The 14,830-nt window shown below is 62.6% G+C and carries 15 protein-coding genes; 5 read left to right on the top strand and 10 right to left on the bottom strand.

What is annotated here, in order from left to right; translation table 11 throughout:
- Positions 1-197: 197 nt before the first annotated feature.
- The 4 genes from WBN73_RS20715 to WBN73_RS20700 form a co-directional block, all read right to left on the bottom strand.
- Entirely contained in the window at positions 198-1,064 is an 867-nt protein-coding gene (locus WBN73_RS20715; RefSeq protein ID WP_337341190.1) for a trypsin-like serine peptidase, read from the bottom strand.
- A gap of 185 nt (positions 1,065-1,249) precedes the next feature.
- Positions 1,250-3,793: a phenylalanine--tRNA ligase subunit beta gene (gene pheT / locus WBN73_RS20710; protein ID WP_337341191.1), complete on the bottom strand. Its 2,544-nt coding sequence runs from the start codon at positions 3,791-3,793 to the stop codon at positions 1,250-1,252.
- Between the two features lie 2 nt (positions 3,794-3,795).
- A complete protein-coding gene (pheS, locus tag WBN73_RS20705; protein WP_207597052.1) occupies positions 3,796-4,857 on the bottom strand; it encodes a phenylalanine--tRNA ligase subunit alpha in 1,062 nt (353 codons plus the stop codon).
- Between the two features lie 192 nt (positions 4,858-5,049).
- Positions 5,050-6,003 (bottom strand): LppM family (lipo)protein, encoded by a 954-nt coding sequence (locus WBN73_RS20700; protein ID WP_337341192.1) that lies wholly within the window; start codon positions 6,001-6,003, stop codon positions 5,050-5,052.
- Positions 6,004-6,104: 101 nt separating this feature from the next.
- On the opposite strand from WBN73_RS20700, the gene WBN73_RS20695 reads away from it, so the two are divergent.
- Together WBN73_RS20695 and WBN73_RS20690 are read left to right on the top strand one after the other, a co-directional pair.
- Entirely contained in the window at positions 6,105-6,548 is a 444-nt protein-coding gene (locus WBN73_RS20695; protein ID WP_337341193.1) for a hypothetical protein, read from the top strand.
- A 2-nt stretch (positions 6,549-6,550) separates the two neighbouring features.
- Positions 6,551-7,180 (top strand): SIMPL domain-containing protein, encoded by a 630-nt coding sequence (locus WBN73_RS20690; RefSeq protein ID WP_280627669.1) that lies wholly within the window; start codon positions 6,551-6,553, stop codon positions 7,178-7,180.
- Here WBN73_RS20690 and pcp read toward each other — a convergent pair.
- A complete protein-coding gene (gene pcp, locus WBN73_RS20685; protein WP_337341194.1) occupies positions 7,177-7,818 on the bottom strand; it encodes a pyroglutamyl-peptidase I in 642 nt (213 codons plus the stop codon). The genes WBN73_RS20690 and pcp overlap by 4 nt on opposite strands.
- A gap of 92 nt (positions 7,819-7,910) precedes the next feature.
- Here pcp and WBN73_RS20680 point away from each other — a divergent pair, with 92 nt between their 5' ends.
- Positions 7,911-8,999, top strand: a complete 1,089-nt coding sequence (locus tag WBN73_RS20680) for an Rv2578c family radical SAM protein (RefSeq protein ID WP_337341195.1) — start codon at positions 7,911-7,913, stop codon at positions 8,997-8,999.
- A gap of 10 nt (positions 9,000-9,009) precedes the next feature.
- On the opposite strand, the gene WBN73_RS20675 is transcribed toward WBN73_RS20680, so the two are convergent.
- Positions 9,010-9,444 (bottom strand): (deoxy)nucleoside triphosphate pyrophosphohydrolase, encoded by a 435-nt coding sequence (locus tag WBN73_RS20675; RefSeq protein ID WP_337341196.1) that lies wholly within the window; start codon positions 9,442-9,444, stop codon positions 9,010-9,012.
- 133 nt (positions 9,445-9,577) lie between these two features.
- Between WBN73_RS20675 and WBN73_RS20670 the strand changes: the two genes are divergently transcribed.
- Complete coding sequence (locus WBN73_RS20670) at positions 9,578-10,786, top strand: MFS transporter (protein WP_280627666.1); 1,209 nt, start codon at positions 9,578-9,580, stop codon at positions 10,784-10,786.
- A gap of 27 nt (positions 10,787-10,813) precedes the next feature.
- Here the strand turns inward: WBN73_RS20670 and WBN73_RS20665 are convergent, their stop codons facing one another.
- From WBN73_RS20665 to infC, 4 genes are all read right to left on the bottom strand, one after another.
- Positions 10,814-11,740 (bottom strand): TrmH family RNA methyltransferase, encoded by a 927-nt coding sequence (locus WBN73_RS20665; protein ID WP_207597044.1) that lies wholly within the window; start codon positions 11,738-11,740, stop codon positions 10,814-10,816.
- A 26-nt stretch (positions 11,741-11,766) separates the two neighbouring features.
- Positions 11,767-12,441 (bottom strand): 50S ribosomal protein L20, sunset domain variant, encoded by a 675-nt coding sequence (gene rplT / locus WBN73_RS20660; protein WP_089594417.1) that lies wholly within the window; start codon positions 12,439-12,441, stop codon positions 11,767-11,769.
- A gap of 119 nt (positions 12,442-12,560) precedes the next feature.
- The gene (rpmI, locus tag WBN73_RS20655) at positions 12,561-12,755 is read right to left on the bottom strand and encodes a 50S ribosomal protein L35 (protein WP_011774324.1); all 195 of its coding nucleotides are present in this window, start codon (positions 12,753-12,755) and stop codon (positions 12,561-12,563) included.
- A 121-nt stretch (positions 12,756-12,876) separates the two neighbouring features.
- Positions 12,877-13,917: a translation initiation factor IF-3 gene (gene infC / locus WBN73_RS20650; RefSeq protein WP_443193277.1), complete on the bottom strand. Its 1,041-nt coding sequence runs from the start codon at positions 13,915-13,917 to the stop codon at positions 12,877-12,879.
- A gap of 392 nt (positions 13,918-14,309) precedes the next feature.
- On the opposite strand from infC, the gene WBN73_RS20645 reads away from it, so the two are divergent.
- Positions 14,310-14,711 (top strand): DUF1844 domain-containing protein, encoded by a 402-nt coding sequence (locus tag WBN73_RS20645; RefSeq protein ID WP_089597300.1) that lies wholly within the window; start codon positions 14,310-14,312, stop codon positions 14,709-14,711.
- The last annotated feature ends 119 nt before the right edge of the window (positions 14,712-14,830 follow it).

Genomic DNA, 14,830 nt, shown 5'->3' with positions numbered 1-14,830 from the left:
CCCTTCCGATGTGGTCCGTGCACAGACGCAAGTGCTCATAAATGAGGAGATTTGCACCTAAATCTACCCACCCCCTTTGTAGCTATGGCCCCTGCAAACTGCAGCTTGTGTGGCGGGCTCCTTTTCGCCAAAGCAAGTGTTCCCCGCAGCCACAATTACGCCGCGGGGAACACTGTGTGTGGCTTAACTCAACTGCGCTACTTTACCGACGTCAGGTAGTTCGCCAGTGTGGGCGTGATGCGGGTGCCCGAGTTGGAGCTGCCGCCGTTGGTGTGGATGGCCATGATGGTGTTGGAGCTGTTGTACACGGGCGCACCGCTCTGGCCGCCGAACGTGTCCATCTTGTAGTAGACCTTCTCAGTGGTGGTGCTCTCAATGGGACCGGTCATGGACCACATGGTTCCGAAGGCCTTGTCTCCGGGGTAGCCCCGAACGGTCACATTGGTGCCATTCAGACTTGCGGTGGTGCCGGTGTAATTGAGCCAGCCGGTGGTGTTGCCGATGGTGCAGTCGAGCTTGATGACGCCCCAATCAGCATTGGTATTGGCAGAGTCGATCCAGCGCTGGTCCGTCAAGAGCTGCGTTGCGCCACACGTACCGTAAGGATCGGTTGATCCATTCCGACCAGGAGCCACTTTTACGCCCCAGGAGTAATCAGCCGTTGACCCAGTGCCGCCTTCGTGGACGCAGTGCCCTGCGGTCAGAACGGTGTCGTCGGAAATCAAGGCACCGGAGCAGATGTAGCCGCCGTTGAACTCGATCTGAACGATCGAGCGGTTGGGCGCAGCTGTGGTGTTGGTGATGCGGACACGGCCGTCAGCGCCGATCACTGAGTCGGTGGAGGCCCCTCCGTTCTTCGACGGTGCGGCAATCGTGTATTTGTCAGCCAGTGGCGATGCAGCGGAACCGGACGTCTGCGAAGGGTCTACCGTGTGCGATACAGGTTGGACCTCGGCGGCGGCTGCCTGCGGCGTCGACTCTGACGCGGTTGCGGCTCCACCAAGCGAGGACGTCAGAGCCATCACTGCAGCTCCGACAAGCAAAGCAACGTTCTGCTTCTTCATGGGTACCTTTCAAGGGACGGCTCAGAGAAGAGCCGTGCGAGGGATGTGATACACATGCTTCACATGTGCATGACAAAACTGTCATACATGCATGAATAGTCTGTCAAGATGCTGGGAGCTCGATCTCAATAAAAGAAAATCCCCGGAACCATCAAGTCCCGGGGATTCACTCGATACAGGGAGTGCTAGCGCTGGACTGCTCCGAAGCGCTCGGCCGCAACGGCAACGGCAGCCGCTCGGGCCTCCGAAGCCTCATCCGCCGTCAGCGTGCGGTCGTCCGCACGGAAACGCAAGCCGAAAGCCAGCGATTTCTTGCCCTCCTCGATGCCGGGACCCGCGTAGACGTCGAACAGCGCCACGTCTTCGAGGAGTTCTCCGGCGCCTTCACGCAGCGCGGAGAGGACCAGGTCTGCCGCCACATCCTGCGGAACCACCAAGGCGACGTCCTGCGTGGCGACGGGGAATCCGGAGATGTGCTTGGCCACAATCACGTCAGCAGCGGCTTCGAACAACGCTTCCACGTTGACCTCCAGAGCCACGGAGCGTGCTGGCATGTCCTGAGCCGCCAGGAGCTTGGGGTGCAACTCTCCTGCGTAGCCCACGACGTCGCCATTGCGCAGCGCCAGTTGAGCTGCACGGCCGGGGTGGAATGCCTGGTGGCTGCCCTGGCTGACGACCAGCTCGACACCCAAAACATCTGCAATGAGGCGTGCCACGTCAACAGCGTCCGCCCAGTCCCAGACGCGCGGTGTGTGGGTAGCGGCAGCCGGAGAATCATGGCCCGTCAAGACAGCTGCGACGTGCAGCGGCTGGGGCGGGACGCCGTCGTACAGCGCATCCAGAACCTCATCGGAAGGCTTGACGCCCAACGGCGGGATGGAATCCGTGCCGAGCTTGTCACCGGGCAGGAAGACCGAACCCGCCTCGTACACAGCCAGGTCACGGAAGCCGCGTGAGTGGTTCCGGCGGGCAACCTCGATCAGGCCCGGCAGGATGGACGTCCGCAGGTAGCCCTGTTCCTCACTGATCGGGTTGGCGAGCTTGAGCGCCGGACGCGCACCGCCTTCAGCAGCAACGCCAAAGGTGTCGTTGGCTGCCTTGGACACGAACGGGTAGGACAACACCTCAGTAAGCCCCGCATCAGCCAAGGCCTGGACGACCCGGCGCTTCTGCTGCTGGCTGCGGCTCAGGCCACGGCCTGGAGGCGCCACCGGAAGAGTCGAGGGGATGTTGTCGTAGCCGACAAGGCGCGCGATTTCCTCGGACAGGTCTTCCTTGGTTTCGAGGTCATTGCGCCAGCTGGGAGCCGTGACCCTGTAACCGGCGGCAGTTTTTTCAACCACAGCGCCAAGGTCCTCAAGGGACGTGATGATCTGCTCTTCGGTGAAGTCGATGCCGATACGGGCCGAGGCGAACCCTGCCGGAAGTTCGATGGTGACCGCATCAGGGGCGGTTCCGACGTCGGTCCCCGCCTCATCTGCCGTACCACCGGCAAGCTCAACCAAGAGGTCAACCACGCGCTGGGCAGCAATATTCGCTACGTGCCAGTCAACGCCGCGCTCGAAGCGCTTGGAGGCTTCGGAGGGCAGCTTGTGGCGACGACGGGAGCGGGCAATCGACACTTCGTCGAAGTGCGCGGCTTCCACCAGGATGTTGGTGGTGGAATCCGACACCTCAGTGTGGGCTCCTCCCATCACGCCGGCGATGCCAATGGCACCCGAGTCATCGGTGATCAACAAGTCCTCGACGTCGAGCGTGCGCTCCTTGTCATCGAGGGTGGTGATCTTCTCCCCCGCCACTGCACGACGCACCACGATGTCGCCCGCGAGCTTGTCGAGGTCGTAGCAGTGGTTGGGCTGTCCCAGCTCAAGCATGACGTAGTTGGAGATATCAACCGGCAGCGAGATGGAACGAACGCCGGCCAGACGAAGGCGCGCGGACATCCACGGCGGTGTGGGACGTGATGGGTCAACGCCACGGACGGTGCGGGCCACGAAGCGGTCGCAGCCTGGCTTGCCGTAAATCGGGGCGTCATCGTTGAGCTTGACGCCGTAGCCACCCTGCAGGGTTGCCGGCGCGCTCACCTTGGACGCGGGATCCACGAACGAGGTTCCCGTGGCGTGCGCGTACTCGCGGGCGACACCCCGGATCGAGAACGCGTAGCCGCGGTCAGGGGTCACGTTGATTTCGGCAGCCTGGTCATAGAGGCCAAGGAGTTCCATGGCGTCCGTGCCGATTTCCGGATCGAGGCCGATGCGGGAGAGGACCAGGATGCCGTCGTGGTCGTCGCCGATGCCCAGTTCCCGGACGGAAGCGATCATGCCCGCGGACAGGTGACCGTAGGTCTTGCGGGCTGAGATCTTGAAGTTTCCTGGCAGAACAGCTCCGGGAAGGGTAACTACGACCTTGTCGCCCTCAACAAAGTTGTGGGCACCGCAAATAATTCCCTGCACTCCGGAAGGGTCAATGCCCTCACCTTTGAGCGTCTGTTCCTGTCCTTCAGGAACGACGCGGACCTGGCACCAGTTGATCGTCTTGCCGTTGGACTGCGGCTCCTTGACCAGGCTCAAGACCTGGCCCACGACGATGGGCCCGGAGAGCTCGTCCGTGGGGCGGTGGACTTCTTCTTCTTCAAAGCCGACCTTGACCAGGTCCGCCATGACATCTTCGGCCGTTGCATCGGCCGGAACCTGCGCGAATTCACGCAGCCAGGAAAGTGGGATACGCACTGTTAGATCTCCATCCCGAAGTGCTCGCTGAAACGTACGTCGCCTTCGATCATGTCGCGCATATCGCCGACCTCGTTGCGGAACATGAGCGTGCGCTCAATGCCCATGCCGAAGGCAAAACCTGAATAGATGTCCGGATCGATGCCCGCTGCACGGAGGACGTTGGGGTTGACCATGCCGCAGCCACCCCACTCGATCCAGCGCGGACCGCCCTTGGCACCCGGGTGCCAGATGTCCAGTTCCGCGGAAGGCTCCGTGAACGGGAAGTAGTTGGGGCGCAGGCGGATGGAGGCTTCGTCACCGAACATCTGGCGGGCGAAGTGCTCCAACGTGCCGCGCAGGTCCGCCATGCTCAGGTTCTTGTCGATCGCGAGACCCTCGAACTGGTGGAACACAGGCGTGTGCGTAGCGTCCAGTTCATCGGTGCGGAACACCTTGCCCGGGCACAGAACGTAGATGGGAACTTCGCGTTCCAGCATGGAACGTACCTGGACAGGAGACGTGTGGGTGCGCATGAGCAGGTGAGCTTCGGGCGGTTCCACGAAGAACGTGTCCTGCATTTCGCGGGCGGGGTGGTCCGGCTTGAAGTTCAGCGCATCGAAGTTGAACCACTCGGACTCCACCTCTGGGCCTTCGGCAATCTCCCAGCCCATGCCGACGAAGATGTCTGAGACGCGGTCCTGAAGCGTGGACAGCGGGTGACGTGCACCTGCCCGGCGACGACGCGGAGCGGCCGTCACATCCACTGTTTCTTCGACCAGGATACGGGCGTCGTTCTCGGCTTCGAGAACCTCGGTCCGGGCAGCGAGCGCCTGGTTGACGCGGCCGCGGGAGGACCCCATGAGCTTGCCGGCGGCGGCCTTGTGCTCCTTGGCGAGCCCACCGATTTCACGGTTGGCGAGGCTCAGTGGCGACTTCTCGCCGGTGTGGGCGAGGCGGACAGCCTTGAGTTCATCAAGGGAGGAAGCAGCCGCAATTGCGGCGATGGCATCCTCGACGGCGGCGGTGATGGCGGCTTCATCCAGCGGATTCGGGATGGCAGCGCCTGGCAAAGTGTCAGTCATCTACTGTTCTTAGCTACGAGTCGGGAGCGGCCGGCAAGGCAGGCCTGCAAAACGAAAGGGCAGTGCTCGCCGCGGACGGCAGGCACTACCCTTCAGTCTAGTTGAACGTCATGGACTGGATTTAACCCACCAAGACGCGTCCCGCCATATGAACGGCACGACGGCGGAAATCGCCAGGAGTTCCTCGCCGCCCTAAGCGGGCGGTGCCATGGGCGGCGGTGGCGACTGGCCGTCGTCGTTCCGTTGGACGGGTGGCGTCGCAGGCTGCTGCTGCGTCGGGAACTGCTGGGCAGGCGGCTGCGGGACCTGGGCAGGCGGCACGGTCTGAGCCGGCGGCGCCCCAGGAGTGTAACCCTGCCCTGCCCAGTCCGCTTGAGGTGACTGCGTTGGCTGCCGGGGGTAGGCGTCCTGCTGGGGAGCGTAACCCGGCTGGCCGTACGGCGCAGCCCCTGCGAGCGCTGGCGTTTGCTGCGCGGACTTCCTGCGCAGCAGCAGGAACAGGAGAACCAACCCAGCGGCGATCACCAGAACGGCAACCAGGATCCAGATGATCCACATCGGAACGCCGGCGTTGGCTTCGGCCTTGGCCTGGACCGCAGTCTCTTTGATGGTCAGCATGTCGAAGGTGGCAGTGTTGCCGTCCACGGTCGCACCTGTTGCTTCGACGACCTTGCCGGGGAACGTGAACTTGACCGTGGCTTCGTCAAACATTGACTTGGCCATGCTGGAGGCTTGGGGATCGCTGCTGTCCATCCCGGTCACGCCGCCCATGGAGAGGACATAGAAGTCACCCTCCTTCTTGAGTTCGAAAGGATTTTCGGAGCTGGACGACTCGGCGAGCTTCGCAGGGTCAAGGTTGGCGGCTGTGATCCGCTTGCCCTTGTACTTTTCGTCCTCGTAGTCCACCACGGTGGCACCCTCCGGGATGTCCATCTCCTGGCTGCCACTGCCGCTGCCGTTTGACTCCATGAATTCTTCAAAGGACTTATCGCCCAGTACCGACTTCTGGATCGCGTAAACAACCTCGTAGTCCACGCTTTTCTCGTTGTTCACCTTGACGGACATGTTCAGCTTGACGCAGCCGGTCAAAGCCACCATGACTGCAAGCAGGACACCCACCACGCCCACGGCGCGTTTAATGTTCATCGCGTTTCTTCCCCCATTCATTCCCCTGCACCGATGAGTGCTCGAACAGCGTATCCCTGCCGCTCATGCCGTGCCATACGCGACGGGTCTAGCATTGCTTCATGACTCCCGCGCAACGCCTGCGGCAGATCGCCAACGTCGCAAACCTGTCTACACCACTGGGACTCGCGGTAGCCGCTGCGTCCCGAAGCACCTTGACCCGCGGGCCACGCGGCCTCCTGATAGCAGCCGGGTATGGCTGGAAACTCCCCCACGCCGGAGCATTCACGCTGGGGAACGTGATCCTGTACCGGGCGCCCCATGGCGTTGCCGGAACGAACCCCGTGCTCTTGGGACATGAGGAGCGGCACAGCACTCAGTACGCCTACTGCCTGGGACTTCCGTTCCTTGCCCTCTACGGCGTCGCCGCCGCGTGGTCCATGCTGCGCAGCGGGAATCCGGGCTCGAGTAACTTCTTCGAGCGCCAGGCTGGCCTCGCGGCGGGCGGCTACATCGACCACCACAACCGGCCGGACGGACCTGCCGGCCATCGAATCGAGGCATAAGCATGAAGCGAACCATCACCGTAACGGGGAATGCGAGCGCCACAGCAGTCCCGGACCTGGTCACGTTGACGCTTGGCGTGGAAACACGCCGGGACACTGCCGCCAAGGCCTACGACGACGCCGGGAAGGCGGCCGGCGCTGTCGCGGCCAGTTTGCGGGAGGCCGGCGTCACGGACGTCGACCTGCGGACCAGCGGCCTGAACCTTCGGGCCGAGCTGGTGTGGGTGGAAGGCCAAGGCCAGAAGGTCACAGCGTATGTGGCGTCCACCACGCTGCAGGTGGGAATTCGCTCACACGCGGATGCACCGGAAGCCATCGCCGCGGCAGTGGCGGCCGGTGGCGACGACATCAGGATCAATGGGATCGAGCAAGGCTTCGCCGATGCAACCTCGGTGACCGCACAGGCGCAGGAAGCGGCTTGGCTGGACGCACTGGCACGTGCCCAACAGTACGCATCGCTGGCTTCTGCCCGGCTGGGGCAGGTGAAATCCATTGCCCAAGAGCCCGTCCATGGCGCACCCATTCCCCTGGGCGGGATGGTCAGGGCATCTTTTTCCGCTGAATCCCTGCCCGTTGAAGCCGGAGAGTCCTCCGTCACCGCCAGCGTCACTGTGGAATGGGAGCTTCTCTAGTGGATGGCGCCGGCACCCAAGGCAGCGTCCACCTGCGTCTGTAGGGCCGTCCGTACCACGACGGCAAGACCCTCCGCCATGGATTCCAAGGGCATGGACGGGGTACCGCTTTCCGGGGACACCTGTTCCGGGAGATAAGGGATGTGCACGAAACCGCCACGGATGGTTGGGGTCGATGCGAGCAAATGCATCAACGCGTAGAAAAGGTGGTTGCAGACGTAGGTTCCTGCCGACTGCGAAACCTCGCCCTTGATTCCAGCAATCTGGAGGTCCCGCAACGCGGCCTTAATGGGCAGGGTAGAGAAGTACGCTGCCGGGCCACCGGGGACTACTTCCTCGTCCACAGGCTTCTGGCCCTTGTTATCGGGGATCCGTGCGTCATCGCAGTTGATGGCCACCCGTTCCAAGGATATCCGTGCACGTCCGCCGGCCAATCCCACACAGATCACAAGGTCCGGCTTAGTGGTGGCCATTGCCTCGCTGAGTGCTGCGGCAGAGTCACCAAAGACGCACGGCAGCTCCCGGGCTTCGACATCCAGGCCTTCAGCCCGCAGAATGTCCCGTGCGCGGCGCACCGCATGCCAGGAAGGATTGACATCGTCCCGGCCAAACGGTTCGAAGCCAGTCAGCAGAATCATGGGCCAACCTTAGCAACGCTTGACCCTCGGCTTTCCTTAATTCACCTCGAGGGTCCTTGACATTCATTCGAACATACCTTCGAATGGAGTTCATGAGATGGGACGCACAAGCACTGTCACCCAAGCGTGGACCGGCGTCCGACGACGGCGGCTCTCCAGTTCCAGGCCCTGCCCCGGCCATGGATGCGTTGCTGCCGCTGGCCGGGCTGGTGCGTTCCATCTCAACACCCGAATTCTCCGGAGTCACCTTTCATGAGGTCACCGCAAAGTCAGTGCTCAACAAGGTGCCTTCGGGCTCTGCCATGCCGTTCGAATGGACGGTGAACCCTTACCGCGGCTGCAGCCACGCGTGCGTCTACTGCTTTGCCCGCAAGAGCCATACCTATTTGGAGTTCGACGCCGGGCGTGACTTCGATTCCCAGGTGGTGGTGAAGATCAACGCCGCCGAAGTCCTCCGGAGGGAACTCACAAAACCCTCCTGGAAAAGGCATCAAGTGGCCTTGGGGACCAACACCGACCCCTACCAACGCGCCGAAGGCCGTTACGCCCTGATGCCCGGAATCATCCGTGCGCTGGCGGACTCGGGCACACCCTTCTCCATCCTGACCAAGGGCACCCTGCTGGCCCGGGACATCCCACTGCTTAAGCACGCTGCCACCATGGTGCCCGTGGACCTCGGAATCTCGCTCGCCATGACCAATGAAGATCTCGCCGAGCTGGTGGAACCCGGTACCCCCTCCCCCAGGGCACGGCTGAAACTGATTTCCCGGCTCCGGGATGCTGGACTGGGTTGCGGCGTCATGGCGATGCCCATCCTGCCGTGGCTGACCGACTCGGACGAAGCCCTCGATTCGTTGTTCAGCGAACTGGCCAAAGCCGGCGCCACGGGCGTCACCGCCGGAGCCCTCTACCTGAAGCCAGGAACGCGGGAGTGGTATATGCAGTGGCTGGCGGCCCAGCACCCCGGACTCGTCGGCAAGTACCGCCGCCTCTACGGCCAAGGCTCTTACGTTTCCAAGGAATACAGCACCTGGCTGACCGGCCGGATCACCCATTTCAAAGCGAAGTACGGCTACACCCGGACTTCAGGATTCAGCCACCGCAACGCCCGCCCGGCGCAGGGGTCCGCCGCCCCTGAGGTGGGCGCAGGCACACTCCCAGGACAGCAGCCGCTCTTCTGAGCCGGCCCTGTTATGCAGGTGCGACTACGCGGTCAAGCAGAGCCCGGACAATGAGGAAGTCCGCCGGGATCCAAGGAAGGCTCAGAGCTTCAATACCGCCCCTCAGCGAAACCCACCGCAGTTCATCGTGGTCTTCCAGCGGAGCGGGCTCGCCAGCTGTCAGTTCCGCAAACCAGACCCGCATTGCGGCCCGATCGTTGAGGACCCACCCTTCGGGTTGACCTGACTCCAACTCGTGTCCCAGCTGAACCTCAATGCCAAGCTCCTCGGCCAGTTCCCGATGCAGGGCGGCCTCTGCAGTCTCGCCGGCCTCCACCTTGCCCCCCGGAAATTCCCACATACCGGCAAACTGCGGTGGTGCTGAGCGGCGCGCAGCAAGAAGGCGGGTGGGTACTTCAAGGGAGTCGACGATCGCAGCGCCAACAACATTTATCAGTGCAGTCACTCCCCCAGTCTAGGGGCGGCCACTTGATGGGCATCGTCACATTCCTGCGTCAACGACAAGCCACGGGACTAAACTTGTTATCGGATTTTCTCCGCATTCCCCAGCCCACAAGGCACCCTCAAGAAACAGGCTTATGACTACCACTGTGTCCCCGTCCACCGACGCTAAAGCAACAAGGCGCCACCTTGGCCTGGCCATCCTGGCCTTGGCCATGGGCGGGTTCGCCATAGGTACTACCGAGTTCGCCATGATGGGCCTCCTGAAGGAAGTGGAGGAGGGACTCGGCATCAGCACACCTGAGGCAGGAAACCTGATTTCGGCCTACGCCCTTGGCGTGGTCATCGGCGCACCGATCTTCGCCGCATTCGGGGCCAAGCTCCCCAAGAAGCACCTCGCCTTGGGACTCATGCTCTTCCTTTCATTGGCGAACCTGACATCCTTCATCGCACCGGACTACGGCTTCATGCTGCTCTCCCGCTTCGCCTCGGGCCTTCCGCACGGAGCCTTCTTCGGCGTGGCCGCCGTCATCGCCGCCGGGCTCGTTGCACCAACCAAGCGCGGGTGGGCAATCTCCATGGTGATGGCCGGCCTCACAGTTTCCAACGTCATCGGCGTGCCCTTGGCCACCTGGGTGGGACAAACCTTTGGCTGGCGGCTGCTCTTCATCATTGTTGGTGCCATCGGACTGGTGACCGTTGCCATGGTGTGGAAGTTCGTCCCCTTCGAAGCAGCCCACCCCGATGCCAGCATCCGTCGTGAACTTGGCGCCCTCAAGCGCCTGCAGGTGTGGCTGGCCCTGCTCATCGGCATCATCGGCTTCGGCGGGTTCTTCGCCGTCTACACTTACATCGCCCACACCATGACATCTGTGGCAGGAATCCCCGAGAGCCTCATTCCAGCTGTCGTGGCCCTCTACGGCCTCGGCATGGTGGTGGGCAACATCGTGGGCGGGCGAATCGCCGACAAATCCGTCATGGGCACCATCTACTGGGTAATGCCGGGAATCGCCGTGGCCTTGGTGGTCTACGCCATCGCAGCGCACTGGGCCTGGGCAGCGTTCATCATGGCGTTCGTTGTGGGAGGCGTCGGTTCGATGCTGACTCCGGCATTGCAGACACGCCTGCTGGACGCTGCCCCGGGAGCCGCGTCCCTGGCGTCCTCGCTGAACCACTCGGCCCTGAATATCGCCAATGCCCTCGGAGCCTTCCTGGGCGGCACCGTAATCGCGTGGGGCTGGGGCTACGTGGCGCCCGCCCTTGTGGGGGCGGTACTGGCCATCCTGGGCCTGGGCGTAGCCCTGCTCAGCGGCCTGCTGGAACGCAAACGACCGCTTGCCAGCTAATCCCTCGATGCCGTGCGGGCGCTGGAACTATTCCCAGGCCTCGTACAGCGCCTGCGTTGTGGCGCCCTGCTGGGAGCGTGCACTGGCGTAAAGGCACACAGTGGCCGCTGTGCCCAGATTCAAACTCTCAGCCGATCCGTAGACGGGCACAGCCACGCGGTGGTCAGCGAGCGACAGCTCGGCGTCTGACAAACCCTGCGCCTCATTGCCGAACAGCCACGCCGTAGGCGCCTCAAGAGCGTACACAGAGGCTACAGAATCATTCCCCAACCTCCGGGCAGCATTTTCGTCCTGGAGCTTGTCCAGGTTCACGGTCCCGTAGCCGTCCGCGGCAAGGACGCCGATACCGCGCTCCCTGCAGCGCTCCACCAGATCCTCAACCTCGGCTCCAAGCACCACTGGGAGGTGGAACAGGGAACCGGCCGTGGATCGGACAGCCTTGGGATTGTAGATGTCCACGCTCGAGCCCGTCAGGATCACGGCATCAGCACCGGCCGCATCAGCTGCACGAAGGACCGTGCCGGCGTTGCCGGGGTCCCGCACCTGGCACATAACAGCGATCAGGCGCGGGCCGGCGTCGAGCACTGATTCCAAGCTGACGTCAACAAAACTGCACACGGCCACGATTCCTTGCGGATTCACCGTGTCCGCCATCGCGGCCAGGACTTCGTCGCTTGCAAGCCGGAGCGGCGTTCCCTGCGCGAGGTCTGCCAGTTCCGGAAGACGGTCCAGGCACGCTTCGCTGGCAAAAACTTCATGCACGACGGCGGGACCTCCCGCCGCGGTGCGCTCACGGTGGAGGCTCAACGCCTCGCGTACCGCCTGCGGACCCTCCGCGAGGAAGCGTCCGCGTTTTAAACGCGCCGGGCGCCCGGCAAGCTTGGCGACATCCCTCACCCGATCAGCTCGGGGGTTGGTCATCGAAAAGTCTTGCGGGCGCCCGGTTTCGTTCATATAAAGAACTTTAGTGGCTGTTGCGACTAGTTCTTGATCTGCTGGCGTGCTTCGCCACCTGCAGGCTCAAAGCCGGCAGCCTTTGCAGCTTCAACTGTGGAGAACCAGTATTCAGCAGCGGTGGTGTTGTACCAGGTGGAACCCGGAACGTGGTACTTCTTGGACTCGGCGTTGCCCTTGATGGCGTAGCCTTCCGGAGCCTCGTCGCCATCAGCGGCAACTGCGCCATCGATGGCGGGCTTCTCGGAGACGACAGCCTTGACAGCCGTTGCCGTGGCGGCAGCCGGAGCAACCTTTGCAGCCTTCGGAGCAGCTACGGCCTTGGCAGCCGGAGCCGACGTGTCAGCCGGAAGTGCAGCCTTGGCAACGTTCACCAGAGCGGCGAAAGCGTTGGCGTCAGAGACAGCCAGTTCGGCCAGCATGCGGCGGTCAACCTCAACCTCAGCGGCCTTCAGGCCCTGGATGAGACGGTTGTAGGTGAGGCCGTTGGCGCGGGATGCAGCGTTGATGCGCTGGATCCAGAGGCGACGGAAGTCACCCTTCTTCTTACGGCGGTCACCGTAGCTGTACACAAACGAGTGCAGCAGCTGCTCTTTGGCCTTGCGGTACAGGCGCGAACGCTGACCGCGGTAACCCTTGGCGCGTTCGAGGACAACCCGGCGCTTCTTGTGGGCGTTTACCGCCCGCTTCACACGTGCCACGTGCGTACTCCTTCAGAAATCTTTATCCCAAGCTGCTACTGCCGGAAACCCGGCCGGCCTGAGAAGGCTTTTGGTGTAGTCGGCAACTGCCGGATGGCAGCAACCAAAGAACTTGGAACTTAGACGCCGAGCATCTTCTTGATGACCTTGGCATCGCCCTTGAAGACGAGCTTGTCGCCGGCGAGGCGACGGGTCAGCCTGGAGGACTTGTGCTCCAGGTAGTGACGGCGGTTGGCCTGCTGACGCTTCAGCTTGCCGGTACCGGTCAGCTTGAAGCGCTTCTTAGCACCGCTGTGGGTCTTCATCTTCGGCATGGGAACCGATCTCCTTACGTATCCACGGACGAATCCGCGATTCTTTCGCGCAGCCGGCCTGCGAGGGCCGGCATGCTGGTTGCTTGCCGGTGGAGGCGGAGCCTCCGCGGCGTTGAACTAGTTAGTTGGTCTTGCGTGAAGCAGGCTTCGGCGCGGCTTTGGGGGCCGCGGGCCGAGCTGCCGGCTTAGGAGCTGCCGGCTTGGCCATGGGCTTCGGAGCCGCAGGAACCGCGGGCTTCGGAGCGGCCGGAACCACAGGCTTCGGTGTTTCGGCCGGGGCAGCATTAGCTGCCGGAGCCTTTTCAACCGGTGCAGCCTTTACAGGTGCTGCCTTGGCCGGTTCAGCCTTGGGAGCCGGGGCTTCCTTGACTACGGGTGCTTCTTCGACAACAGGCGCCGGAGCTTCCTCTGCAACAGGAGCTTCCTCGACTGCCACTGCCTCTTCAACTGCCGGGGCCTCTTCAACAACCGGTGCCTCTTCGGCAACGGCTGCTTCAGCCTCGGGAGCCTCCACAGTTTCCTGCGTGGTCTCGTCTTTGCCAGCCAGCAGGCCGGCCGGAAGAAGGTCACCCAAGGTCTGCGTCAGCGGAGCCTGGTCACCAGTGGTGTCCACGTGTCCCGACGCCTTGGCCTCATTCTGGGCCTTGGCTTCTGCACGCTGGGCTGCACGGCGGGCTTCTGCCTTCGCTTCAGCCTTGTTCTTCAACGGACCGATCACCATGACCATGTTGCGGCCATCAATGCGCGGGCTGGACTCAACGATGCCAACCTCGGCAACATCCTCGGCAAACTTCTGGAGCAGGCGGATGCCCATCTCCGGACGCTGCTGCTCACGACCGCGGAACTGGATCATGGCCTTGACCTTGTCACCGGCACCGAGGAAGCGAAGTGCGTGGCCGCGCTTGGTTTCGTAGTCGTGCTTGTCGATCTTGAGGCGGAAGCGAATTTCCTTCAGAACCGTGTTGGTCTGGTTCTTGCGGGCTTCGCGTGCCTTGACTGCAGCCTCGTACTTGTACTTGCCGAAGTCCATCAACTTGCAAACAGGAGGCTTAGCCTGCGGGGCAACTTCAACGAGATCGAGATCGGATTCGGCAGCAAGACGCAGGGCGTCCTCGATGCGGACAATTCCTACCTGTTCGCCGGCAGGGCCGACCAACCGCACCTCGGGGACGCGGATACGCTCATTGATTCTTGGCTCGCTAATGTTAAAGCTCCTGTGGTTGTGGTGATATCACCGGCAAATAGAGAAGGCCCCCAATTGCTGGTGCAATCGAAGGCCTCGAAGATCGGCTGCACTCCCCTTGCGGGAAGTACGCACTATGGGTGGCTGTGCCGCCCACGTGTCCGACCAGGTACCCGGCAACCTCTTGTCCCGAAAGGGATCATGTCCCTGATGGGAACGGCTGACGCGGGTGGGAGAGAACTCCGCTTGCAAACTGAAAGACAATTCTACAGAAACAACCCGCCAAGCGCACATTGCACGTGGCGGGAGCATTACTGCTGATGTTGGCCGTGAATAACGACTTCCAGTCGGTCTGTGACAAGCTTACCAGTATGAGCACTGAAGACAGCAATTCCCGCAACTCCTACAGCGAAAACGCGGCTTCGCCTGCCGCTGATGCCGGGGTTTCCCAGCAGATCCGCGACATCGCTGAAGTCCCGGCCGTAGAAGTCATCACCACTGGCGCCGTTCACCTGATGAGCGCAGCTGCCGTGAAAGTTGGCCTGGCGGATGACCCCAACGCCGAGGACCTCAAGGATCTCGACGAAGCCCGCAAGCTGATCACAGCCCTTGCCGGCCTCGTTTCCGCAGCCGCCCCGGAGATCGGCTCACAGCACGCCGGACCGTTGCGCGATGGGCTTCGCTCTCTGCAATTGGCCTTCCGCGAGGCATCGCTGATTCCCGATGCTCCAGGCAAGGGCCCCGGCGAAAAGTTCACCGGTCCGGTGAACTAGCCGGCAACTGCAACAGAATTCAACGACGGCGGGTCGACCACATGGCGGTTTCTAGGAGTCGTTGCAACACCTGTTGGTTAGGTGGTTAGTAGTAAATCACGTAGGCGCTCGGCTGGGGT

The sequence above is a fragment of the Paenarthrobacter sp. CCNWLY172 genome (genome assembly GCF_037402035.1).
Taxonomy (GTDB): Bacteria; Actinomycetota; Actinomycetes; order Actinomycetales; family Micrococcaceae; genus Arthrobacter.
The sequence above is the reverse complement of the archived record's forward strand: the minus strand, read 5'-3'. Positions and strand labels throughout refer to the sequence as shown.

What these genes read in the sequence shown, in the direction of transcription:
- WBN73_RS20665 (WP_207597044.1), bottom strand. Translation starts at nt 11,740, where the DNA reads ATGAACGAAACCGGGCGCCCGCAAGACTTTTCGATGACCAACCCCCGA.
- rpmI (WP_011774324.1), bottom strand. Translation starts at nt 12,755, where the DNA reads ATGCCGAAGATGAAGACCCACAGCGGTGCTAAGAAGCGCTTCAAGCTG.
- WBN73_RS20700 (WP_337341192.1), bottom strand. Translation starts at nt 6,003, where the DNA reads ATGAACATTAAACGCGCCGTGGGCGTGGTGGGTGTCCTGCTTGCAGTC.
- WBN73_RS20670 (WP_280627666.1), top strand. Translation starts at nt 9,578, where the DNA reads ATGACTACCACTGTGTCCCCGTCCACCGACGCTAAAGCAACAAGGCGC.
- pcp (WP_337341194.1), bottom strand. Translation starts at nt 7,818, where the DNA reads ATGATTCTGCTGACTGGCTTCGAACCGTTTGGCCGGGACGATGTCAAT.
- pheS (WP_207597052.1), bottom strand. Translation starts at nt 4,857, where the DNA reads ATGACTGACACTTTGCCAGGCGCTGCCATCCCGAATCCGCTGGATGAA.
- WBN73_RS20680 (WP_337341195.1), top strand. Translation starts at nt 7,911, where the DNA reads ATGAGATGGGACGCACAAGCACTGTCACCCAAGCGTGGACCGGCGTCC.
- WBN73_RS20645 (WP_089597300.1), top strand. Translation starts at nt 14,310, where the DNA reads ATGAGCACTGAAGACAGCAATTCCCGCAACTCCTACAGCGAAAACGCG.
- WBN73_RS20715 (WP_337341190.1), bottom strand. Translation starts at nt 1,064, where the DNA reads ATGAAGAAGCAGAACGTTGCTTTGCTTGTCGGAGCTGCAGTGATGGCT.
- WBN73_RS20690 (WP_280627669.1), top strand. Translation starts at nt 6,551, where the DNA reads ATGAAGCGAACCATCACCGTAACGGGGAATGCGAGCGCCACAGCAGTC.
- WBN73_RS20695 (WP_337341193.1), top strand. Translation starts at nt 6,105, where the DNA reads ATGACTCCCGCGCAACGCCTGCGGCAGATCGCCAACGTCGCAAACCTG.